Annotated in this window: 18 protein-coding genes and 2 pseudogenes; 6 read left to right on the forward strand and 14 right to left on the reverse strand. The window is 70.9% G+C overall.

Annotated features, from left to right (window positions below; all coding sequences use genetic code 11):
- Positions 1–185 precede the first annotated feature (185 nt).
- The gene (locus tag BIV25_RS24780) at positions 186–1,568 is read left to right on the forward strand and encodes an LCP family protein (protein WP_071374623.1); all 1,383 of its coding nucleotides are present in this window, start codon (positions 186–188) and stop codon (positions 1,566–1,568) included.
- A gap of 157 nt (positions 1,569–1,725) precedes the next feature.
- On the opposite strand, the gene BIV25_RS24785 is transcribed toward BIV25_RS24780, so the two are convergent.
- On the reverse strand, positions 1,726–2,286 hold the full coding sequence (locus BIV25_RS24785; RefSeq protein ID WP_071374624.1) for an acyl-CoA thioesterase: 561 nt from the start codon (positions 2,284–2,286) through the stop codon (positions 1,726–1,728).
- A gap of 118 nt (positions 2,287–2,404) precedes the next feature.
- Between BIV25_RS24785 and BIV25_RS24790 the strand changes: the two genes are divergently transcribed.
- Positions 2,405–3,706: an LCP family protein gene (locus tag BIV25_RS24790; RefSeq protein ID WP_177235404.1), complete on the forward strand. Its 1,302-nt coding sequence runs from the start codon at positions 2,405–2,407 to the stop codon at positions 3,704–3,706.
- A gap of 63 nt (positions 3,707–3,769) precedes the next feature.
- On the opposite strand, the gene BIV25_RS24795 is transcribed toward BIV25_RS24790, so the two are convergent.
- The 4 genes and pseudogenes from BIV25_RS24795 to BIV25_RS24805 all read right to left on the reverse strand — a co-directional run bounded on the left by BIV25_RS24795 (position 3,770) and on the right by BIV25_RS24805 (position 6,295).
- Positions 3,770–4,135 carry a four-helix bundle copper-binding protein gene (locus BIV25_RS24795; protein ID WP_071374625.1) on the reverse strand — a complete coding sequence of 122 codons (366 nt, stop codon included), beginning with the start codon at positions 4,133–4,135 and terminating at the stop codon, positions 3,770–3,772.
- Positions 4,136–4,283: 148 nt separating this feature from the next.
- Complete coding sequence (locus tag BIV25_RS54530) at positions 4,284–4,451, reverse strand: hypothetical protein (protein WP_371273063.1); 168 nt, start codon at positions 4,449–4,451, stop codon at positions 4,284–4,286.
- Positions 4,394–4,868 (reverse strand): annotated as a pseudogene (locus BIV25_RS24800) (aldo/keto reductase). Before BIV25_RS24800 ends, BIV25_RS54530 begins: the two are co-directional and overlap by 58 nt.
- A gap of 269 nt (positions 4,869–5,137) precedes the next feature.
- Positions 5,138–6,295: an acyl-CoA dehydrogenase family protein gene (locus BIV25_RS24805; protein ID WP_107486305.1), complete on the reverse strand. Its 1,158-nt coding sequence runs from the start codon at positions 6,293–6,295 to the stop codon at positions 5,138–5,140.
- Between the two features lie 188 nt (positions 6,296–6,483).
- Between BIV25_RS24805 and BIV25_RS24810 the strand changes: the two genes are divergently transcribed.
- Positions 6,484–7,827: a UDP-glucose/GDP-mannose dehydrogenase family protein gene (locus BIV25_RS24810; protein ID WP_071374746.1), complete on the forward strand. Its 1,344-nt coding sequence runs from the start codon at positions 6,484–6,486 to the stop codon at positions 7,825–7,827.
- A 124-nt stretch (positions 7,828–7,951) separates the two neighbouring features.
- On the opposite strand, the gene BIV25_RS24815 is transcribed toward BIV25_RS24810, so the two are convergent.
- Together BIV25_RS24815 and BIV25_RS24820 are read right to left on the reverse strand one after the other, a co-directional pair.
- A complete protein-coding gene (locus BIV25_RS24815; RefSeq protein WP_071374626.1) occupies positions 7,952–9,013 on the reverse strand; it encodes a dipeptidase in 1,062 nt (353 codons plus the stop codon).
- Positions 9,014–9,094: 81 nt separating this feature from the next.
- Positions 9,095–9,478, reverse strand: a complete 384-nt coding sequence (locus BIV25_RS24820; RefSeq protein ID WP_079176882.1) for a MerR family transcriptional regulator — start codon at positions 9,476–9,478, stop codon at positions 9,095–9,097.
- Positions 9,479–9,652: 174 nt separating this feature from the next.
- On the opposite strand from BIV25_RS24820, the pseudogene BIV25_RS47575 reads away from it, so the two are divergent.
- Positions 9,653–10,137 (forward strand): annotated as a pseudogene (locus BIV25_RS47575) (alkene reductase); the annotation flags it as partial.
- Here the strand turns inward: BIV25_RS47575 and BIV25_RS24835 are convergent.
- From BIV25_RS24835 to BIV25_RS24845, 3 genes are read right to left on the reverse strand one after another with little or no spacing between them, the layout of a single operon-like run.
- Positions 10,080–11,264 carry a dipeptidase gene (locus tag BIV25_RS24835; protein ID WP_071374629.1) on the reverse strand — a complete coding sequence of 395 codons (1,185 nt, stop codon included), beginning with the start codon at positions 11,262–11,264 and terminating at the stop codon, positions 10,080–10,082. The pseudogene BIV25_RS47575 and the gene BIV25_RS24835 sit on opposite strands and share 58 nt — an antisense overlap.
- A gap of 6 nt (positions 11,265–11,270) precedes the next feature.
- Positions 11,271–11,792: a 5-(carboxyamino)imidazole ribonucleotide mutase gene (gene purE, locus BIV25_RS24840; RefSeq protein WP_079172948.1), complete on the reverse strand. Its 522-nt coding sequence runs from the start codon at positions 11,790–11,792 to the stop codon at positions 11,271–11,273.
- Positions 11,789–12,928, reverse strand: coding sequence for a 5-(carboxyamino)imidazole ribonucleotide synthase (locus BIV25_RS24845; RefSeq protein WP_071374631.1), 1,140 nt, complete (start codon positions 12,926–12,928; stop codon positions 11,789–11,791). The genes purE and BIV25_RS24845 overlap by 4 nt, the downstream gene beginning before the upstream one ends.
- A gap of 182 nt (positions 12,929–13,110) precedes the next feature.
- Here BIV25_RS24845 and BIV25_RS24850 point away from each other — a divergent pair, with 182 nt between their 5' ends.
- The gene (locus tag BIV25_RS24850; RefSeq protein WP_071374632.1) at positions 13,111–13,614 is read left to right on the forward strand and encodes a GtrA family protein; all 504 of its coding nucleotides are present in this window, start codon (positions 13,111–13,113) and stop codon (positions 13,612–13,614) included.
- Positions 13,615–13,709: 95 nt separating this feature from the next.
- On the opposite strand, the gene BIV25_RS24855 is transcribed toward BIV25_RS24850, so the two are convergent.
- Positions 13,710–14,981: an ATP-binding protein gene (locus BIV25_RS24855; protein ID WP_071374633.1), complete on the reverse strand. Its 1,272-nt coding sequence runs from the start codon at positions 14,979–14,981 to the stop codon at positions 13,710–13,712.
- Positions 14,982–15,034: 53 nt separating this feature from the next.
- Positions 15,035–15,712, reverse strand: a complete 678-nt coding sequence (locus BIV25_RS24860; protein WP_020940464.1) for a response regulator transcription factor — start codon at positions 15,710–15,712, stop codon at positions 15,035–15,037.
- 496 nt (positions 15,713–16,208) lie between these two features.
- Here BIV25_RS24860 and BIV25_RS24865 point away from each other — a divergent pair, with 496 nt between their 5' ends.
- Positions 16,209–17,714: a peptide MFS transporter gene (locus BIV25_RS24865; protein ID WP_071374747.1), complete on the forward strand. Its 1,506-nt coding sequence runs from the start codon at positions 16,209–16,211 to the stop codon at positions 17,712–17,714.
- A gap of 86 nt (positions 17,715–17,800) precedes the next feature.
- Here the strand turns inward: BIV25_RS24865 and BIV25_RS24870 are convergent, their stop codons facing one another.
- The gene (locus BIV25_RS24870) at positions 17,801–19,093 is read right to left on the reverse strand and encodes a hypothetical protein (protein ID WP_071374634.1); all 1,293 of its coding nucleotides are present in this window, start codon (positions 19,091–19,093) and stop codon (positions 17,801–17,803) included.
- Positions 19,090–20,196, reverse strand: a complete 1,107-nt coding sequence (locus BIV25_RS24875) for a hypothetical protein (protein WP_256256038.1) — start codon at positions 20,194–20,196, stop codon at positions 19,090–19,092. The genes BIV25_RS24870 and BIV25_RS24875 overlap by 4 nt, the downstream gene beginning before the upstream one ends.
- Positions 20,197–20,202: the final 6 nt, after the last annotated feature.

Here is a 20,202-nt window from a genome sequence, read left to right on the forward strand (position 1 = left end):
AGATCGTATCGGCCTACCGTGCTCACGGATCTCACGTACGGCCTCGCCCGGAGGTGCCCCCTTTGGCCAGCCCGCCCCGGTCCCCCGCGCCTCCGCAGCGCCGACCGCAGCCGTCCCGCCGTGTGCCGCGCCCGCCCGTACGGCCGGTGAGGTCCCTGCGCACACCCCGTCGGCCGCGTTGGGCCATGCGGGCGCTGTGCACGCTGTCCGTGGTGGTGCTGGCCTCGGCCGGGATCGGGCACGCGGTGATCAGCAGCCTGGACGCGGGTATCGCGCGGGTCGACGCGTTCAAGGACATGAAGAACCGGCCCCGGGCGGGGCACGGCATGAACGTGCTGCTGGTCGGCACCGACGGCCGCGACAAGATCACCGAGCGGGAGCGGCGGGCGTTCCGGCTGGGCGGGGCGCCCTGCCACTGCACGGACACGATGATGATCGTGCACATCTCGGAGAACCGGGACCGGGCCACTGTGGTGAGCCTGCCGCGCGACTCCTACGCCGAGCTGCCCGCCCGCACCGACCCGGCCACCGGGCAGCAGCACCCGGCGCATCCGATCAGGCTGAACGCCGCCTACTCCGAGGGCGGCCCCCAGCTGACCGTCCGCGCGATCGAGAGCATGACCCATCTGAAGATCGACCACTATCTCGAGGTCGACTTCACCAGCTTCATGAAGACCGTGGACGTCCTCGGCGGGGTGAAGATCTGCACGCCTGCCCCGATGCAGGACGCATACAGCGGGCTCGACCTCGCGGCCGGCACGCACACCCTCAAGGGCGGGCAGGCGCTGCAGTACGTGCGGGCCCGGCACGTCGACGGCACCAGCGACCTGGGGCGGATGAAGCGGCAGCAGCGGTTCCTGGCCTCCCTGATCGAGAAGGCCGCCTCCTCGGGGGTGCTGCTGAACCCGATGCGGTTCCGGGACGTGGCCCGGGCGGTGCTCGGCTCGGTCCGCGCCGACGAGACCTTCGGCACGGACGAGCTGCTCGACCTCGCCCGGGCCATGCGGGACTTCTCGCCCTCCTCCTCCGAGTTCGTCACCGTGCCCATCGGGCAGATGAACTACGAGGTCAGGGGTGTCGGCTCGACCCTGAAGTGGGACCAGGCGAAGGCGGACCAGCTGTTCACGTCCCTGCGCGACGACAAGCCGCTCACCACGGACCCGCCGCGGCACGACGGCCCGGCACCGGCCCCGGTGACCCCGGTGGACGTGGATCCGCAGCAGATCCGGGTCCAGGTGGCGAACGGCTCGGCCACCCTGGGACTGGCCAAGCGGGTGGACGCGGCGCTGGCGGCGACGGGCTTCACCACGACCCGGCTGCCGGTGACGGCCCCGGCGCATGTCCCGCACTCGGTCATCTCCTACGACCCCCGCTGGGACCGCTCCGCCCGCGCCCTCGCGGCGGCCCTGCCGGGCGCCGAGCTGCGGGCCGTGCCGGGGCAGGGACAGCTGCTGAGGCTGACGGTCGCGGCGGACTTCAAGAACGTGCACAAGGTGCGCTTCGAGGACCCGGGCCAGCCGGCCCCGCGCGCGGTGCGCGGCAGCGAGGTGGTGTGCCCGGGGTCGTAGGGCGTGACCAAGCGGGTCCGGCGAAGTCCGGTGCGGTTCGGCAGCGCCCCGAAGGGGCGCGGGGCTCCGTCGATATGCGGCTGCGCGCGTGAGCGCGACCAGCCGCGACGGCCCCGCAGACGACCGACGGCGCAGTGCGGCACTTCCAGCGGAGCGCTCAGTCCTCGAACCCCTCGGCGGCGCGCCGCTCCCGCAGTTCCCTGATCTCCCGACGGCGGGCCAGCCGGTGCGTGCGGCGGATCTGGGCCTCCTGGTACCGGCGCCGGTCGCGGTCGGTCTCCGGGACCACCGCGGGCACCCGGCGCGGCTTGCCGTCGGCGTCGACGGCCGCGAAGACCAGGTAGGCCGAGCCGACCTGGGTGGCCGGGGCCGACTCGTTCCAGCGCTCGGCGAGGACCCGGACGCCGACCTCCATGGAGGTCCGGCCGGTCCAGTTGACCTGGGCCTTCACATGAACCAGGTCGCCGACGCGGACCGGCTCCAGGAAGGCCATCTCGTCCATGGACGCGGTGACGGCGGGACCGCCGGAGTGCCGGCCCGCCACCGCGCCCGCCGCGTCGTCGACCAGCTTCATGATCACGCCGCCGTGCACCGTACCCAGAAGGTTGGTGTCGTTGTGGGTCATGATGTGGCTGAGAGTGGTGCGCGAGGCGGACGTCGGCTTACCCGGTATGTCCGGTTCCATGTCTCGTTCCGCTTCCGTGGCCTGGTCTGTCATGCCGTCCACCTTATGCCGATGCGACTTTCGCGGAATTTGTGTCGGCTTCGCAACAGCGCCGCTCCTATTTTCCGACAGCCCTTGTACGGCGCCTGTCCGCGCCCTGCACACTGGGCCCATGAATGACTGGCCCGAGGGATGGTCCGACGACAACCGCGGCCCGCGTTACGGGCGCGGCAGCTCCGACGCACAGCCGGAGGGCGCCCAGGTGATGCGCCAGGTACGGCGCGGCCCGGCGACGCCGCCCGGGCAGCGCTCGGCGTACGGCAACCGCGGCCCGGCCGCCCCGCCGTACGGAGCCGGTGTCCCGCAGCAGCCGTCGTACGACGACGGTTACGGCGAGTACGACAGCGGCTACAACACGGGCCAGGTCTACGGCGGTCCCGGCGGCGGCGGACCGGGCGGGCCGGACGGTGTACCGCCCCGGGGGGCGCGTCCCGCGCCGAACTGGCGGCGGCGGATCAAGTGGACCGTGATCACGCTGGCGACCGTGCTGGTCGTCACCTCGGTCGCGACCTACTTCTGGGCCGACTCCAAGCTGCGCCGCGAGGTCGACCTGTCCACGGTCATCGACCGGCCGGCGGCGGGCTCGGGCACGAACTACCTGATCGTCGGCTCGGACAGCCGCGAGGGCATGACCAAGGCGGACGAGCAGAAGCTGCACACCGGCTCCGCCGAGGGCAAGCGCACCGACTCGATGATGATCCTGCACGTCGGTGACAACGGCGACACGCTGGTCTCGCTGCCGCGCGACTCGAACGTGACCGTCCCCTCGTACAAGGGCTCCACGTCCGGGAAGGTCTACCCGGCGCAGGGCCGCCAGGAGAAGCTCAACGCGACCTACGCCGAGGACGGGCCGACGCTGCTGGTCCGCACCATCGAGGCGAACACCGGTCTGCACATCGACCACTACGTGGAGATCGGCTTCGAGGGCTTCGCGAACATCGTGGACGCGGTCGGCGGTGTCGAGATCAACATCGACAAGGGCTTCTCGGACAAATGGTCCGGCGCGAACTTCAAGGCGGGCAAGCAGACGCTGAACGGCGCCCAGGCCCTCGCCTTCGTCCGCACCCGGCACGCCTTCGCCGCGAGCGACCTCCAGCGCACCAAGAACCAGCAGAAGTTCCTGTCGGCACTGGCCCACCAGGTGGCGACGCCTTCCACGATCCTGAACCCCTTCACGTTCTACCCCGTGATGGGCGCGGGCCTGGACTCGCTGATCGTCGACAAGGACATGAGCCTGTGGGACCTGGCCTCGATGTTCTGGGCGATGAAGGGGGTCCAGGGCGGTGACGGCACGTCCCTGAACATGCCGATCTCCGGCTCGGTCGGCGGCAACCTCGTCTGGGACAAGACCAAGGTGAAGACGCTGGTGGACGAGCTGAACAACGACCAGAAGGTCACCGTCTCCGGAAACTGAACCGGTCGTCGTACGACGTCGAGGGCACCCGTGCGGGTGCCCTCGACGTCGTTCAGGCGGGCTTCACATCTTGGCTCCCGCCATGGCACGGCACGCCTCCGCCGAGCGGCGACACGCCTCCGCGCAGCGCGTCATCTGCGGATCGTCCGGCATGGTCATACACGCCTCGACGCACATGTCGCACGCCTTGGCGCACATCGCGCACATCTCGCCCGCCATGGGCGAGCGGCGCATCATCATGTCGGCGCACATGCGGGTCGTCTCGGAGCAGTCCATGAGCGCACGCATGATCTTCATCTGCACCTGCCCGCCCATCTGCATGCAGGAGCTCATGGTCTCCTCGCACATCCGGTGCGCGGTCATGCAGGCGTCGACGCACTCCTGCATCTGCTGCGTCATGGGCTTCATCGTCGTTCCGGACTGGGTCATGGCTCCTCCTGGGGGACTTGGGGCCCGGACGGGTTCCCGTGTGCTTCCGTCCTATGTCAGGCACCGGGGTCCCGCATGTGACCGACCGGTCGGCACTTGAAGCCGGTGACGATCGCGCGGTCGCGTACGCCGCTGTCCGGGCGGCGGCTCAGCGGTCGACGAAGGTGAGGCTGGTCGCGTCGTAGCGGTTGCCCGCGATCTGCCCGGCCGGGGCGGCGGCCTCGATGGCTGCGAGGTCCTCAGGGGACAGTTCGACGGTCAGGGCGGCGAGGTTCTCCTCCAGGTACCTCTGCCGCCGGGTCCCGGGGATGGGCACCACGTCCTCGCCCCGGTGCTGCACCCAGGGCCAGTTCGTTCAGCTTCGCCACGATCGCCAGGTTGTGTTCGAGGTTGCCGTCGGTGAAACGCGGCTGGCCGCGCCGCACGTCGGTCTCCGCCATCTCCTCGACCGGGCTGCACCCGTCCGGTCAGGAAGCCGCGCCCGAGCGGGGAGAACGGGACCAGGCCGATGCCGAGCTCGCGACAGACCGGGGCGATCTCCGCCTCCAGGCCGCGGGTCCACAGCGACCACTCGCTCTGCAGCGCGGGCGTGCGCCCGCCGGATGGTCCGCGCGCCGGCCTCGGACAGCCCGAGGTGGCGGACCTTGCCCGCCCGGACCAGCTCGGCCATGGCGCCGACGGTTTCCTCGATGGGTACCTGCGGGTCGACCCGGTGCTGGTAGTAGAGGTCGATGTGGTCGACCCCGAGCCGGACTTCGTGGCCGGCACCACCTCGTCACGCCGTCCGGCGACGGCCCGCCCGATCAGCTCCTCGTTGTGTCCGGAACCGTAGAAGTCCGCTGCCTCCTGAGTTCGTCGGACCGTCTGCTCAGGACGCCGGGTATTGGAGTGCGCTCCATGCCAAACGATGCATCACCGCCTGTCCCCCCAGGCAGCAAAAGCGAAAAGGCGCCCCCGAGGACCGCGGGGGCGCCTTTCACCGAGCCGTGAACTCCCGTGCCGTTACGGCAGGTTGCGGGCCATGACGATCCGCTGGACCTGGTTCGTGCCCTCGTAGATCTGGGTGATCTTGGCGTCGCGCATCATGCGCTCCACCGGGTAGTCGCGGGTGTAGCCGTAGCCGCCGAGGAGTTGGACGGCGTCCGTGGTGACCTCCATGGCGACGTCCGAGGCGAAGCACTTGGCGGCGGCGCCCAGGTAGGTGAGGTCGGCGTCGCCGCGCTCGGAGGCGGCGGCGGCCTGGTAGGTCAGGGCGCGGGCGGCCGAGATCTTCATCGACATGTCCGCGAGCATGAACTGGATGCCCTGGAAGTCGGCGATCGGCTTGCCGAACTGCTTGCGCTCCTGGACGTAGCCCTTGGCGTAGTCGAGGGCGCCCTGGGCGACACCGAGCGCCTGGGCGGCGATGGTGATGCGGGTGTGGTCCAGGGTCTTCATGGCGGTCGCGAAGCCGGTGCCCTCCGCGCCGATCATGCGCTCGGCGGGGATGCGGACGTTGTCGAAGTAGACCTCGCGGGTCGGGGAGCCCTTGATGCCGAGCTTCTTCTCCGGAGCGCCGAAGGAGACGCCCTCGTCCGACTTCTCGACGACGAAGGCGGAGATGCCCTTGGTCCGCTTGGTCGGGTCGGTGACGGCCATGACCGTGTAGTACTCGGAGACGCCCGCGTTGGTGATCCAGCGCTTCACGCCGTTGAGGACGTAGTGGTCGCCGTCGCGGACCGCCTTGGTCGTCATGCCGCCGGCGTCCGAGCCCGCCTCCGGCTCGGAGAGGCAGTACGAGAACATCGCCTCGCCCTTGGCGAGCGGGGTCAGGTACTTCTTCTTCAGCTCCTCGCCGCCGGAGAGGATCACCGGGAGCGAGCCGAGCTTGTTCACGGCGGGGATCAGGGAGGAGGAGACGCAGGCGCGGGCGACCTCCTCGATCACGATGACGGTCGCGAGCGCGTCGGCGCCGGCGCCGCCGTACTCCTCGGGTACGTGCACGGCGTGCAGGTCGTTCGCCACGAGGGCGTCGTGGGCCTCCTGCGGGAAGCGGGCTTCCTCGTCCACCGCCGCGGCGTACGGCGCGATCTTCGCCTCGACCATGGAACGGACGGCGTCGCGGAGCATGTCGTGCTCCTCGGACGGGCGGTACAGGTCGAAGTCAGCCGATCCGGCCACGGTCTCTCACGCTCCAAAGACGCAGTGATACTGACGCTAATTACCGTTAAGTAACTCAAATTTTAGAGGCCCGCCCGCGCCGCGCCTACGTGAGCTACACGACAGCGGGGAAATTGCCCGGTGAGGGCCCCGACTATGCTCGGGGCCGCATCACCGACGTACCCGAGTCCGAGCTGGAGCGCACCCCCATGAGCCTGAAGATCACTGTGATCGGCACCGGCTACCTCGGCGCCACGCACGCCGCGGCCATGGCCGAACTCGGCTTCGAGGTGCTCGGGCTCGACGTCGTACCCGAGAAGATCGCCCTGCTGGAGCGCGGCGAGACCCCGATGTACGAGCCGGGGCTGGACGAGCTGCTGCGCCGGCACGTGGCCGGGATCGAGGGATCGAGCGGGCGGCTGCGGTTCACCACCGACTGGGCCGAGATCGGCGCCTTCGGCGACGTGCACTTCGTGTGCGTGAACACCCCGCAGAAGCACGGCGAGTACGCCTGCGACATGTCGTACGTCGATGCCGCGATCGCCTCGCTCGCCCCGCATCTGCACCGCCCGGCCCTGGTCGTCGGCAAGTCGACCGTGCCCGTCGGCTCGGCCGAGCGGCTGGCGGCGTACCTGGCCGAGAACGCCCCGGCGGGCGCCGAGGCGGAGCTGGCCTGGAACCCGGAGTTCCTGCGCGAGGGCTTCGCGGTGCAGGACACCCTGCACCCGGACCGGATCGTGGTGGGCGTGCGCGGGGAGCGCGCCGAGAAGCTGCTGCGCGAGGTGTACGCCGGCCCGGTCGGCGAGGGCACGCCGTTCGTCGTGACCGACTTCCCGACCGCCGAGCTGGTGAAGACGGCCGCGAACTCCTTCCTCGCCACCAAGATCTCCTTCATCAACGCGATGGCGGAGGTGTGCGAGGCCGCCGGCGGTGACGTGGTGAAGCTCGCGGAGGCCATCGGGTACGACGAGCGGATCGGGGCCAAGTTCCTGCGCGCGGGCATCGGCTTCGGCGGCGGGTGTCTGCCCAAGGACATCCGGGCTTTCATGGCGCGGGCGGGCGAGCTGGGCGCCGACCAGGCGCTGACCTTCCTGCGCGAGATCGACTCCATCAACATGCGCCGGCGCGGCCAGATGGTCGAGATGACCCGGGAGGCGCTCGGCGGCGGCTCCTTCCTCGGCAAGCGGATCGCGGTGCTGGGCGCCACCTTCAAGCCCGACTCGGACGACGTGCGCGACTCGCCCGCGCTGAACGTGGCCGGTCAGATCCACCTCCAGGGCGGCCAGGTCACGGTGTACGACCCGAAGGGCATGGACAACGCCCGCAAGGTCTTCCCGACGCTCGGCTACGCCGACTCGGCGCTGGAGGCCGTACGCGGCGCCGACGCCGTGCTGCACCTGACCGAGTGGCGCGCGTTCCGCGAGCTGGACCCGGCGGCGCTCGGCGAGGTCGCGGCGGCCCGTCTCATCCTGGACGGCCGCAACGCGCTCGACCCGCTGCTGTGGCGCGGTGCGGGCTGGACGTACCGGGCGATGGGCCGCCCCACGGCATAGCCGTCGGGACGACGCCGGTTCGGCCGAGGCTCAGTCGGCCGAACCGGCGTCTTCCCGCATTCTGCACCACCGGACACATACCCGGCCGGTGAACTTCCTGTGAATCGCCGCGCATCGTCGTGCTTCACGCGCGCCGCTGTGCCGCCCGGACCATGAAGTCCGCGCTGCGGAGCACCCGTTGGACGTTGCCCCAGGTCAGCAGGGACAGCTCGGTCTCGGTCCAGCCGCGGCGCAGGAGTTCGGCGATCAGGTGGGGGTAGCGCGAGGCGTCGGCGAGGTCGCGGGGGTGGACGGCGCCGGAGTCGTAGGTGCCGGACAGGCCGACGCACTGCGGGCCGGCCACGTCGCGGACGTGGTCCAGGTGGTCGGCGACGTCCCTGATCGTCGGCCCGGTCTGCTCGGCGGTCAGCGGCACCATGCACACGCCCTTCGCCGCGCCCAGCGCCGTGAGCAGCTCGTCGGTCAGGTTGGCCGGGTGCGGGCGCAGCTCGCGGGCGGCGGAGCGGGTGCACAGCACCGGGGTCTTGGACAGGGCGAGGGTGCGTTCGACGGTGGCGGCACAGGCGCCGGAGACGTCCGCCAGCACGCCGATGCGGTTCATCTCGCGGACCACCTCCTCGCCGAACCGGCTCAGCCCCCGCTCCCCCGCCCAGGCCGTACCGGTCAGGGTGAGGACGCGCAGGCCGAGGGTGCGCAGGACCCGCAGGATGCCGAGGGAGTCGTCGAGCGCGGCGGCGTACGCGGGGCCGGGCACCACGGCGACCCGGCCGTGGTTGCGGGCGTCGATGACCTGCCCGGCGGTGCCCACCAGGCGCAGGCCCTCCGGATGCGCCTCGATCACCGTGCGCACCTGGTCCAGCTGCTCCAGGGTCGCCGCCGTGGCCCGGTCGCCATCGGGGCCCTCGGGCAGGTGCAGCGACCAGAACACCACGCCCACATGGCCCTCGCGCATCCGGGGCACGTCGGTGTCGACGGCCGCCTCGCCCAGCTCCAGGTCGTACCAGGGCAGATGGCGCAGGGCCCAGGGCAGTCCGCTGTAGCCGTCGGCGACGGGGTGCTCGGCGAGCAGCGCGTGGGCCCGCAGCAGGAGCGCGCCGGGATCGTCCTCCGTGAAGGGGTCGTCCGGCAGGCCCTCGCCCGCGCCGGCCTCGGTGGTCGTGGATATGTCGTGCTGGAGGTCGGCCATGGCGGCTCCGTACGTCGTCGTGAGCTACGTCGTGGTTGAGCTACTACGTCGTGGTCGAGCTACTTCGTGAAGGCGTACACGTCACGGTCGCACGGGGGGAACGGGAGCTTCCTGGTGAGTGGGGCGTTCGGGGGTACGCCGGTCAGCTGTCGCGGGCCGTGCGGATGAGCTCGTCCGGTCGATGCGGGCGCGCTCGGCGGTGAGGTCCTCGACCGGGCGCGGGGTGGCGCTCGCGGAGGGGCCGCCGTCCTGGTCGCGCATGCAGCGCAGCAGCTGCCGGATCCTCTCGCTGTGCAGCCCGGCCGCGTACAGCTCCTGGATCCTGATGACCCGGTCGACGGCCGGCTCGGGGTGGTCGCGGTGGCCGCCGGAGGTGCGCTCGGCGGCGAGCAGCCCCTGGGTCTCGTAGTAGCGCGGCGACCGCTCGCTCACCCCGGTGCGCCGGGCCAGTTCACCGATCCGCATGTCCGCCTCGCCGGCCGAGGGCTTGAATCTCACACCGGTGTCAAGTTCTACCGTGCCGGCATGGCACGGACAACGGACTCCACGGCCGACATGGACTTCCTCACCCCGCCCGGCTCGGACTCCCCAGCCACCTGGTGATGGCCCCTCTGACCCGCAATCGCGAACGCAGTCGGGCAGCACGGTGGCCGGGTGAGCCACCCGGCCACCAGCGGACTGACCCCGGTGGCCCCCTCCGCCGTGCCGCTGCCGGAGACGATCTTCACGCCCGGCGGGCACCGACCGGCCGCCGTACCGACGGCTACGGCGGCTCCGTCGAACGCCGGGTGCGGTTCGCGGCGGAGGTGACCGAGGCGGTGGCCGACGCGGTCGGCGCCGACCGGTGGGCGTCCGGATCTCCCCCGCCTCCACCGTCAACGGCGTCCGCGAGGAGGACACCAACGGCCTCTACGCCACGCTCCTCGCCCGGCTGGAGGGGCTGGACCTCGTCTGTCCGCACCTGGTGCGCTCCGACCTGGTGGCGCTCAGCCGGCCGTTTCTCGCCAACCCGGACCATGTACGTGGGCGGGGCCGCCGGTTACAACGACTACCCCGCCCTCGACGCTCAGACGGCGCCGTCGAGCGACTCGATCGTGGCGTTGGACGGGGCGCGCGTCGCCTGAAGGCCGCGGGCCACGTCCTCCGCGGCGCCCAGCACCCGCACCGCGTTCTGCCAGGTCAGCTTGGCCAGGTCGGCCTTGGACCAGCCGCGCTCCAGCAGCTCGGCGAGCAGGTTCGGGTAGCCGGAGACGTCGCTGAGGCCGTCCGGGGTGAAGGCGGTGCCGTCGTAGTCGCCGCCGATGCCCAGGTGGTCGATGCCGGCCACCTCGCGCATGTGGTCCAGGTGGTCCGCCACCGTCGACACCGTGGCGATCGGGCGCGGGTTGCGCTCCTCGAAGGCGCGGTGGATCTTCATCGCCTCGGGCGTCGAGGCGAGGTGGTGGAAGCCGTGCGCGCGCATGTTCTCGTCGGCGGCCAGGGTCCAGTCGACGGCCGCCTGGAGCACGAACTTCGGCACGAACGTCACCATCGCCATGCCGCCGTTGGCGGGCAGCCGCTCCAGCACGTCGTCCGGGATGTTGCGCGGGTGGTCGCACACGGCGCGCGAGGAGGAGTGCGAGAAGATCACCGGCGCGGACGTGGTGTCCAGCGCGGCGCGCATCGTCGTGGCCGCCACGTGGGAGAGGTCGACCAGCATGCCGAGGCGGTTCATCTCCCGGACGACCTCGCGGCCGAACGCCGACAGACCGCCGACCTTCGGCTCGTCGGTCGCCGAGTCCGCCCAGTCGTTGTTGTCGTTGTGGGTGAGCGTCATGTAGCGCACGCCCAGCTCGTACAACCCGCGCAGGGTGCCCAGCGAGTTGTCGATCGAGTGCCCGCCCTCCGCGCCCATCAGGGAGGCGATACGGCCCTCCGCGCGCGCCGCCTCCATGTCGGCGGCGGTCAGCGCGGCCCGCAGGTCGGCGGGGTGCCGGGCGATCAACTGCCGTACGCAGTCGATCTGTTCGAGGGTGGCCGGCACCGCGCCGGGCAGGTCGGAGCGCACGTACACCGACCAGTACTGCGCGCCGACGCCGCCCTCGCGCAGGCGGGGGATGTCGGTGTGCAGGTGCTCGTTCTGCGGTACGGCGATGTCGCGGGCGGCGAGGTCGTAGCGGACCTGTTCGCGCAGTGCCCACGGCAGGTCGTTGTGGCCGTCGACGACGGGGAACTCGCGGAGCAGGGACCGTGCTTCGTCAGTTGAGGTCATTACGTCTTACTTCCCGAAGCCGAAGCCGCTCGACCCCTCGACCTTGGCGCGCAGCCGTTTGCCCTTCTCGGTGGCCTGGTCGTTGAGGTCGTGCTGGAAGTCGCGCATCTTGTGCAGCAGGTCCTCGTCGTGCGTGGCGAGGATCCGGGCCGCGAGCAGTCCGGCGTTGCGGGCGCCGGCGACGGAGACGGTGGCGACGGGCACGCCGGCCGGCATCTGCACGATGGACAGCAGCGAGTCCATGCCGTCCAGGTACTTCAGCGGCACGGGCACGCCGATGACCGGCAGGGGGGTCACGGAGGCGAGCATGCCGGGCAGGTGGGCGGCACCGCCCGCGCCCGCGATGATCACCTTCAGGCCGCGGTCGGCGGCCTGCTCGCCGTACGTGATCATCTCGCGGGGCATGCGGTGCGCGGAGACGACGTCGACCTCGTAGGCGATCTCGAACTCGTCCAGGGCCTTGGCGGCGGCCTCCATGACGGGCCAGTCGGAGTCCGACCCCATGACGATGCCAACAACGGGGCTCATTCGGTGATCGTGCCTCTCAGGTAGCCGGCAGCGTGACGGGCGCGCTCCAGCACGTCGTCCAGGTCGTCGCCGTAGGTGTTGACGTGTCCGACCTTGCGGCCGGGCTTCACGTCCTTGCCGTACATGTGGATCTTGAGCTTGGGGTCGCGTGCCATGCAGTGCAGGTACGCGGAGTACATGTCCGGGTAGTCGCCGCCCAGCACGTTGACCATGACCGTCCACGGGGCGCGCGGGCGCGGGTCGCCGAGCGGGAGGTCGAGGACCGCGCGGACATGGTTGGCGAACTGGCTGGTGATCGCGCCGTCCTGGGTCCAGTGGCCGGAATTGTGCGGTCGCATCGCCAGCTCGTTGACGAGGACACGGCCGTCGCGGGTCTGGAACAGCTCGACGGCGAGATGCCCGACGACGCCGAGCTCCTTGGCGATCCGCAGCGCCATCTCCTCGGCCTGCAGCGCGAGCGCCTCGTCGAGGCCGGGGGCGGGCGCGATCACGGTGTCGCAGACGCCCTTCACCTGCCGGGACTCGACGACCGGGTAGGCGACGGCCTGGCCGTGCGGGGAACGGACGACACAGGCGGCCAGCTCGCGGACGTAGTCGACCTTCTCCTCGGCGAGGACCGGGACACCGGCCCGGAACGGCTCCGCGGCCTCCTCAGGGGTCTCCACGACCCACACGCCCTTGCCGTCGTAGCCGCCGCGGACGGTCTTGAGGACCACCGGGAAGCCCTCGCCCTCGGCCGCGAACCGGACCACGTCCTCCGGGTCCGCGACGATGCGGTGCCGCGGGCACGGGACGCCGATCGCGTCGAGCTTCGCACGCATCACGCCCTTGTCCTGGGCGTGCACCAGCGCGTCGGGCCCCGGGCGCACGGGAATGCCGTCCGCCTCCAGGGCCCTGAGGTGCTCGGTGGGCACGTGTTCGTGATCGAAGGTGATCACATCGCATCCGCGCGCGAAGTCACGCAGCGTGTCGAGATCGCGATAGTCGCCTATGACGACATCGCTCACGACCTGCGCCGCGGAATCCTGAGGGGTGTCACTGAGGAGCTTGAACCTGATGCCCAACGGGATGCCTGCCTCGTGCGTCATACGCGCGAGCTGCCCCCCGCCGACCATGCCGACTACCGGGAACGTCACGCCTATAGCGTATCGGCCACATCGAGGCGGCCGGATCGCGTCCCTCTCACGGCCTCTTACCGCCGGCTTCCCGACCTCTTTCCGGACTGTTTCCCAGCTGTGGCCTGGAGCGCAGGCGTCGGCCGGTTCACCTGGTTAGCATGGCTGGGCTGACGAAACCTACCGACGGGAGCTGCCCAGCCATGGAACCTCGTTCCTCGGGGCTGCAACGACTCGTGCGCGAGGTGGCCAAGTTCGGCACCGTCGGTGTCGCGGGCATCTTTGTCAATCTCGCTGTCTTCAACCTCGTACGCAACGGCTCCAACCTGCCGGTCGTGCGCGCGAGCATCATCGCGACCGTGGTCGCCATCGCCTTCAACTACGTCGGTTTCCGTTACTGGACGTACCGGGACCGTGAGAAGAGCGGCCGCACCAAGGAACTCACGCTGTTCCTGTTCTTCAGTGCGATCGGCCTCGTGATCGAGAACGGTGTGCTCTACGCGGCGACCTACGGCATGGGCTGGGACAGCTCGCTGCAGAGCAACATCTTCAAGTTCGTGGGCATCGGCGTCGCGACGCTCTTCCGCTTCTGGTCGTACCGCACCTGGGTGTTCCGGGTGGAGCCGTCGCAGGAGGCGGAGTCGATCCTGGCGGCCGCGTCGCAGTCGCGGACCGAGCCGGAGCCGAAGACGCAGCGGGTTCCGTAGACACGCGCACACACCGAGCAGCACGAAGTGGGCCCCCTGACCGGGGGCCCACTTTTCTGTGCCTCAGCTCTTCCGCGCCTCGGCTCTTCTTGCCCTCAGCGGACCGTCGGCTGGCTCTCGTCCGCCTTGCGGGCCGGCGGGGTGCGGGAGAGGAACAGGCCGAAGACCGGCGGGGCGGTCTGGAGGAGCTCCAGCCGGCCGCCGTCGGCCTCCGCGAGGTCGCGGGCGACGGCCAGGCCGATCCCCGTGGAGTTGCGGCCGCTGATCGTGCGCTCGAAAATGCGCGCGCCGAGGTCGGCCGGGACGCCGGGGCCCTCGTCGGTCACCTCGACCACGGCCTGGTTGCCGGTGACCCGGGTACGCAGCGCGACCGTGCCGCCACCGTGCATGAGGGAGTTCTCGATCAGCGCGGCCAGCACCTGCGCGACCGCGCCCGGCGTGCCGACGGCCTGGAGATGGCGTTTGCCGGAGCTGACGATGGCCCGCCCTGCGCTGCGGTAGGCGGGCCGCCACTCGGCGAGCTGCTGCTGGATGACCTCGTCCAGGTCGAAGGTGACGGCGGAGCCGGTGCGCGGGTCGCGGGAGTTCGTCAGCAGCCGCTCGACCACGTCCGTGAGCCGCTCGACCTGGGTGAGCGCGACGTTCGCCTCTTCCTTCACGATGTCCGGGTCATCCGTGAGGGTGATCTCCTCCAGCCGCATCGAGAGCGCGGTCAGCGGGGTGCGCAGCTGGTGGGAGGCGTCCGCGGCCAGCCGCCGCTCGGCGGTCAGCATCCGCCCGATCCGCTCGGCGGAGGAGTCCAGCACATCGGCGACCCGGTCCAGCTCGGGGACGCCGTAGCGCTTGTGCCGCGGGCGCGGGTCGCCGGAGCCGAGGCGCTCGGCGGTCTCGGCGAGGTCGGTCAGCGGGGACGAGAGCTTGTTGGCCTGGCGGATGGCGAGCAGGACGGCGGCGACGACGGCGAGCAGCGCGACCAGCCCGATGATCAGCAGGGTGCGGCCGACCTCCCGGGTCACCGCGGAGCGCGGCTCCTGCACGGTGACCGTCTCGCCCTCCTCACCGTGCTGGGTGGCGTGGATCACATCACCCTGCGGCTTGGTGCCGATCTCGATCGGGGGCTGTCCGGGCAGGCGGATGACCGCGTACTGCTCCTTGCTGACCGGATTGCGCAACACGTCCGCGTTGACGTTCTCCGCGGCGAGGATCCGGCTGTCCACGATGCTGGCCAGCCGCACCGCCTCGGAGTCCACCCGCTCCTGGGCACTGTTGCTGATCGTCCGGGACTCGACGATCACCAGGGAGACGCCGAAGACGGCGATCACCACGAGGACGACGGCGAGGGTGGACTGGATGAGACGTCGGCGCATGTTCCGTTACCTGAGGTGATCGGCCCGGGGTGACCGCGGCCCCCCGGCGGGGCTCAGCTCTTCTCGAAGCGGAAGCCCACGCCGCGGACCGTGGCGATGTAGCGAGGGTTCGCCGCGTCGTCGCCGAGCTTCTTGCGCAGCCAGGAGATGTGCATGTCGAGGGTCTTGGTGGACGACCACCACGTGGTGTCCCAGACCTCGCGCATCAGCTGGTCGCGGGTCACGACCCGGCCGGCGTCGCGCACCAGCACCCGCAGCAGGTCGAACTCCTTGGCGGTGAGCTGGAGTTCCTCGTCGCCCATCCACGCGCGGTGCGACTCGACGTCGATCCGCACACCGTGGGTGGCCGGCGGCTGCTGGGGCTCGGCCGCGCCGCGGCGCAGCAGGGCCCGCACCCGGGCGAGCAGTTCGGCGAGCCGGAAGGGCTTGGTGACGTAGTCGTCGGCGCCCGCGTCCAGGCCGACGACGGTGTCCACCTCGTCGGCCCGCGCGGTCAGGATGAGGATCGGCACGGTGTGGCCGTCGGCCCGCAGCCGGCGGGCGACCTCCAGGCCGTCCATGCCGGGCAGCCCCAGGTCCAGTACGACCAGATCGACACCGCCCTGCATTCCGGCGTCGAGCGCGGTGGGGCCGTCCTCGCGCACCTCGACCTCGTAACCTTCGCGGCGTAGGGCGCGGGCCAGCGGCTCCGAGATGGACGCGTCGTCCTCGGCGAGCAGTACACGGGTCATAGAGGTGATGGTAGACCGCCCGCGCGCCTCGCTGGGGTGTGATCGCTTCCCGGAACTCTTACCTTGCCGAACCGGCGGTTCGGACCATGGGTCCGGAGATGCGATCTTAGAGGGGACCTTCGAAACCGTTCCCGCGGTTCCCTCGACACCTGTGATCCGCGTCTCAAGTCCTTCCATATCCGGCAGTGTCCTGCCGTACAGTGACGTGAACGCCTGTAGTACATCCGGGGACCTTTGGCGGGCATCTGACGCTGAAGGTCTCTTTTGTGTACGGGCTGGCAACTGCCGGCCTTGAAAGGAATGACCTCTGGCCGGGCCCCGGACGCATCGTCGCGTCGGGGCGTGGATCCCGGTGGTCGCCGTCCGCCGCTTCCGTGATCCGGAGACGGACTCCCCCTGGGCGTGGGGGTGGACGACCGACCTCGCCGGTGCCGGCCGCACCCCCACCGGGCGCGCAACGCTCCGCCTCGCGCGTCCCGACCAGCAAGGAACGACCATGGCGTCCAGCCTGACGAAGGACTCGGTCCGCCCGGGCACCCCCGGCTCCGAGAAGACCTTCTTCGGCCACCCCCGCGGCCTGGCCACCCTCTTCATGACCGAGATGTGGGAGCGTTTCTCCTACTACGGCATGAGGGCCCTGCTCCCGCTGTACCTGGTGGCCCCGGGTGGCCTCCACCTGAGCGCGGGCACGGCGACCGCCATCTACTCGGTGTACGTGTCGCTCGTGTACCTGCTCGCCCTGCCCGGCGGCTGGTTCGCCGACCGCGTGCTCGGCCCCCGCAAGACGGTCGCCGTCGCGGGCCTGATCATCATGCTCGGCCACCTGTGCCTGGCACTGCCCGTCGCCGCCAGCTTCTTCGTCGGCCTGGGCCTGGTCGCCATCGGTTCCGGTCTGCTGAAGGCCAACATCTCCACGATGGTCGGCCACCTCTACAAGGGCGCCGACGACCCCCGCCGTGACGGTGGCTTCACGCTCTTCTACATCGGCATCAACGTCGGTGCCTTCGTCGCGCCGCTGGTCATCGGCACGGTCGGCGAGAACGTCAACTGGCACCTGGGCTTCGCGCTCGCCGCGCTCGGCATGGCGCTGGGTCTGGCCCAGTACCTGCTCGGCGGCCGTCACCTGAGCGAGAAGAGCAGCGAGGTCCCGACCCCGCTGACCGCCCAGGAGAAGTCCGCGACCCTGCGCAAGGGCCTGATGTGGCTGGCCGTCGCGGCCGTCTTCTACGGTGTCGTCGGCGGCACCGGTCACTTCACGCTGAACTGGGCGCTGATCCCGCTCACGATCATCGGTCTGATCGTGCCGATCCTGGTCATCGCCCGCATCCTCCGGGACAAGGACCTGGACGGGGACGAGAAGTCGAAGGTGTCGGCGTACATCTGGTTCTTCGTCGCCGCCGCCGTCTTCTGGATGATCTACGACCAGGGTGGTTCGACCCTGTCGCTGTTCGCGAGCAGCTCGGCCAACAACACGGTCTTCGGCTGGGGCTTCCCGGTCTCCTGGTACCAGTCGGTCAACCCGGTCATGATCATGGCGCTGGCGCCGGTCTTCGCCTGGCTGTGGCTGTGGCTGAACCGGCGCGGCAAGGAGCCGAGCACGATCGTGAAGTTCGCGTCCGGTCTGGTGCTGATCGGTGTCTCCTTCTTCGTCTTCCTCGCCCCGCTGTCCATCGCCGAGGGCGGTCACAAGGCCGCCGCGATGTGGATCGTCGGTATCTACTTCGTGCAGACCATCGGTGAGCTGACGCTGTCGCCGGTCGGTCTGTCGGTGACGACGAAGATGGCGCCGAAGAAGTACGCCTCCCAGATGATGGGTGTCTGGTTCCTCGCGGTCACCGCGGGCGACTCGATCACCGCGCTGCTCTCGAACCCGGCCGTCGGCGGCGTCAACCTCGACAAGCAGGGCTTCGTCGCCCTGGAGGCCGTGCTCGCCGTGCTCGCCGGTGTGGCGGTGTGGATGTACCGCAAGAAGGTCAACAAGATGATGGGCAACGTGCACTGACGCAGTTCCGTGCAGCGGTCCCGCTGAAGAGGGCCATCGCGTCGCTGGACGCGGTGGCCCTCTTCGGCGTTCTCGGAACGGTCAGGTCAGCGTGTCCGGCGTCCCGGCATGAACGTGAACACCGCGCCGCCCAGCAGGATCGCCGTGCCGGCCACCAGGCCCAGGGCCTTCAGGGCGCCGTGGTCGCTCGCTCCGGTGTCAGCGAGGCCGCCGGAGCCGCTGCCGGAGCCGCCGGTGGTGCCGCTCGTGCCGCCGCCGGTGGAAGTGCCGCCGGACGCGCCGCCCGGCTGCTGGCTGGTGTCCAGCGTGAGCGAGACCTCGCTCCTGGTCGGCGTGCAGGTCGTGGTCGTACCGAGCGCCTTGACCGTGAGCACGCCCGGGGACAGCGTCGAACTGCCGCTCGCGCCCGGCTTGTAGGTGCCGGTGAGGTCCGGGATGGTGATCGGGTCGCCGGACTTGATGGGGCTTGCGTTCATCGGCCCCTCCACGTGCACCGTGCCCTTGTCGGCGCCGCCCAGCACCACCTCCATGGACGGCTTGACGGAGTTCGCCGGGATGTCGGCGGGGCTGTCCATCACGGACTTCTTGAACTGCACGGTGAGGTCGAAGTTCCCGCCGTCCTTCTTGGCGTTGACCTGCACCGGCGAGGTCGCGCTCTTGTCGCCGATCGGGGTCTTGCAGGCGTACGGGATCTGCACCTCCTTGCCGGTGAAGTCGGTCTGACCGCCGGTCCCGCCGGTGGACGTGGCCGTGGGCGTGGCCGTGGCCGTGGCCGTCGGGGTCTGGGTCGGCGTCGTGGTGGGGGTCGTGGTGGGGGTCGTCGTGGGGGTGCCGCCGCCGCCGGCGCCCGTCACCTGGATCGTCGCCGCCTTCTGGACGGTCTCCTTGGGTGTGCACTTGGTGTCGGTCGACATCGCGTTGACGGTGTAGGCGTCCGGCGTCAGCGTCACCTCGCCGGCCGTCGTCAGTTTCAGGCTGCCCTTCATGTCGGACAGCACCATGTCGCCGCCCTTGGGGATCGCGGGGTTCTGCCGCGGGCCCTGCATGGCGATGTCGGCGCTCTGCGCGCCGGCCGCCTTCAGCACCCCGGACGGCTGGACCGAGTTCGCGGGCAGGTCGATGATGTCCGGGTTCTTCGACGCGGCCTGGACGAACTTCCACACGACGTCCACCGTGTCGCCGACCTTCGCGGTCGCCGGCGCGGTGATCTCGACCTTGGTGGTGCCGTCGACGGGGGTGATCCCCGCGGGCGGCACGCAGTGGGTGGCGAACGACACCTCGGCCGCCTGCGCGGGGGTCGCGGCGATGCCCAGCAGGACGCCCGCACCGCACAGCGCCAGCGCGGCGCCCGCGGCCGTACCTCTCCTTCGGATGCTCACGTGGGTCCCTTCGTGGTGGGAGTCGTAGGACTCGTCGGGCTGTCGGTGTGCGGTGCGGAGAGCCGGCCGGCCGGGCCGCCCGGGACGGAGCCCGGGGCGAACCACGGCAGGGTCGGGGTCGAGGGGGGCGGATCTTCGGAGCCGGTGCCGGTGCCGGTCCGGGAGCGGGGCAGCGGCAGGCGCAGGTCGGGCAGGCGCACGCCGCGGGTGCGGTGGGCGCCGCCGGGCCGGCGGGGCCGTACCCGGTCCACGACGGCCATGCCGATCCGGAACAGCGCGGCCGGGACCACGAGACAGAGCAGCAGCCAGAAGAGGCTCACGCCCCAGGGCCGCCCCACGCCCCACGGCTGCTCGGCGAGCACCTTGCCGTCGTACTTCAGGGACACGGTGTAGTCGCCGTGGGCGCCGGCCGTCAGCTCGACGGGCAGCTTGACCTGCGCCTTCTTACCGGGCGCCAGGGTGCCCTGCCACTGCCGGTCGTCCCACTGCGGCGCGAAGACGCCGTGTGCGGAGCCGACCTGGAACACCGGGTCCTTGATCGCGCTCGTGCCGGTGTTGCCGATCGTGAAGACGAGGCTGCGGCCGGGCGGCGCCCCGAACCAGGTCAGCAGGCCGCTCGAACCGGTCAGCCGGGTGTCCGACAGGATCGCCAGCCGGCCGCCGGACGGCTCGGCGGGCAGCGGAGCGACCGGATGGCCGGCGACCTCCAGGACCGCGTCCGCCGTCGCCTGCGTCCCGGTGACCGTGGCCACGTGCACCACACAGGGGCAGGGCACGGGTGGTTCGGCGACCGGGAGCTTCTTGCTGAAGGCGCCCTGCGCGTCGGTGGTCACGGCCCGGCCGTCGCCGTTGGCACAGGAGTTGGTGCCGCCGATCACGCCCCGGGCGGGTGTGGCGCGGCCGCACACCAGCAGCATCAGCAGCGCGTTCGGCCGCCAGCCCGTACCGCCGGCGGTGACCGAGCCGCCGGTGCCGGCCTGGGTCGTGGACAGTTTCACCGTCGGGCCGTCCGCCGCGTGCGCCGGGGCGGCGAGGGGGAGGGCCAGGCAGAGCAGGAGCAGCGCGAGCACCGTCGCGCCCGCCGGCCGCCGCGGAAGTCTCACATGTCC

The sequence above is a fragment of the Streptomyces sp. MUSC 14 genome (assembly GCF_001866675.1).
Lineage (GTDB): Bacteria > Actinomycetota > Actinomycetes > Streptomycetales > Streptomycetaceae > Streptomyces.

What these genes read in the sequence shown, in the direction of transcription:
- BIV25_RS24780 (WP_071374623.1), top strand. Translation starts at nt 186, where the DNA reads ATGCGGGCGCTGTGCACGCTGTCCGTGGTGGTGCTGGCCTCGGCCGGG.
- BIV25_RS24785 (WP_071374624.1), bottom strand. Translation starts at nt 2,286, where the DNA reads ATGACAGACCAGGCCACGGAAGCGGAACGAGACATGGAACCGGACATA.
- BIV25_RS24790 (WP_177235404.1), top strand. Translation starts at nt 2,405, where the DNA reads ATGAATGACTGGCCCGAGGGATGGTCCGACGACAACCGCGGCCCGCGT.
- BIV25_RS24795 (WP_071374625.1), bottom strand. Translation starts at nt 4,135, where the DNA reads ATGACCCAGTCCGGAACGACGATGAAGCCCATGACGCAGCAGATGCAG.
- BIV25_RS24810 (WP_071374746.1), top strand. Translation starts at nt 6,484, where the DNA reads ATGAGCCTGAAGATCACTGTGATCGGCACCGGCTACCTCGGCGCCACG.
- BIV25_RS24815 (WP_071374626.1), bottom strand. Translation starts at nt 9,013, where the DNA reads ATGGCCGACCTCCAGCACGACATATCCACGACCACCGAGGCCGGCGCG.
- BIV25_RS24820 (WP_079176882.1), bottom strand. Translation starts at nt 9,478, where the DNA reads ATGCGGATCGGTGAACTGGCCCGGCGCACCGGGGTGAGCGAGCGGTCG.
- BIV25_RS24835 (WP_071374629.1), bottom strand. Translation starts at nt 11,264, where the DNA reads ATGACCTCAACTGACGAAGCACGGTCCCTGCTCCGCGAGTTCCCCGTC.
- purE (WP_079172948.1), bottom strand. Translation starts at nt 11,792, where the DNA reads ATGAGCCCCGTTGTTGGCATCGTCATGGGGTCGGACTCCGACTGGCCC.
- BIV25_RS24850 (WP_071374632.1), top strand. Translation starts at nt 13,111, where the DNA reads ATGGAACCTCGTTCCTCGGGGCTGCAACGACTCGTGCGCGAGGTGGCC.
- BIV25_RS24855 (WP_071374633.1), bottom strand. Translation starts at nt 14,981, where the DNA reads ATGCGCCGACGTCTCATCCAGTCCACCCTCGCCGTCGTCCTCGTGGTG.
- BIV25_RS24860 (WP_020940464.1), bottom strand. Translation starts at nt 15,712, where the DNA reads ATGACCCGTGTACTGCTCGCCGAGGACGACGCGTCCATCTCGGAGCCG.
- BIV25_RS24865 (WP_071374747.1), top strand. Translation starts at nt 16,209, where the DNA reads ATGGCGTCCAGCCTGACGAAGGACTCGGTCCGCCCGGGCACCCCCGGC.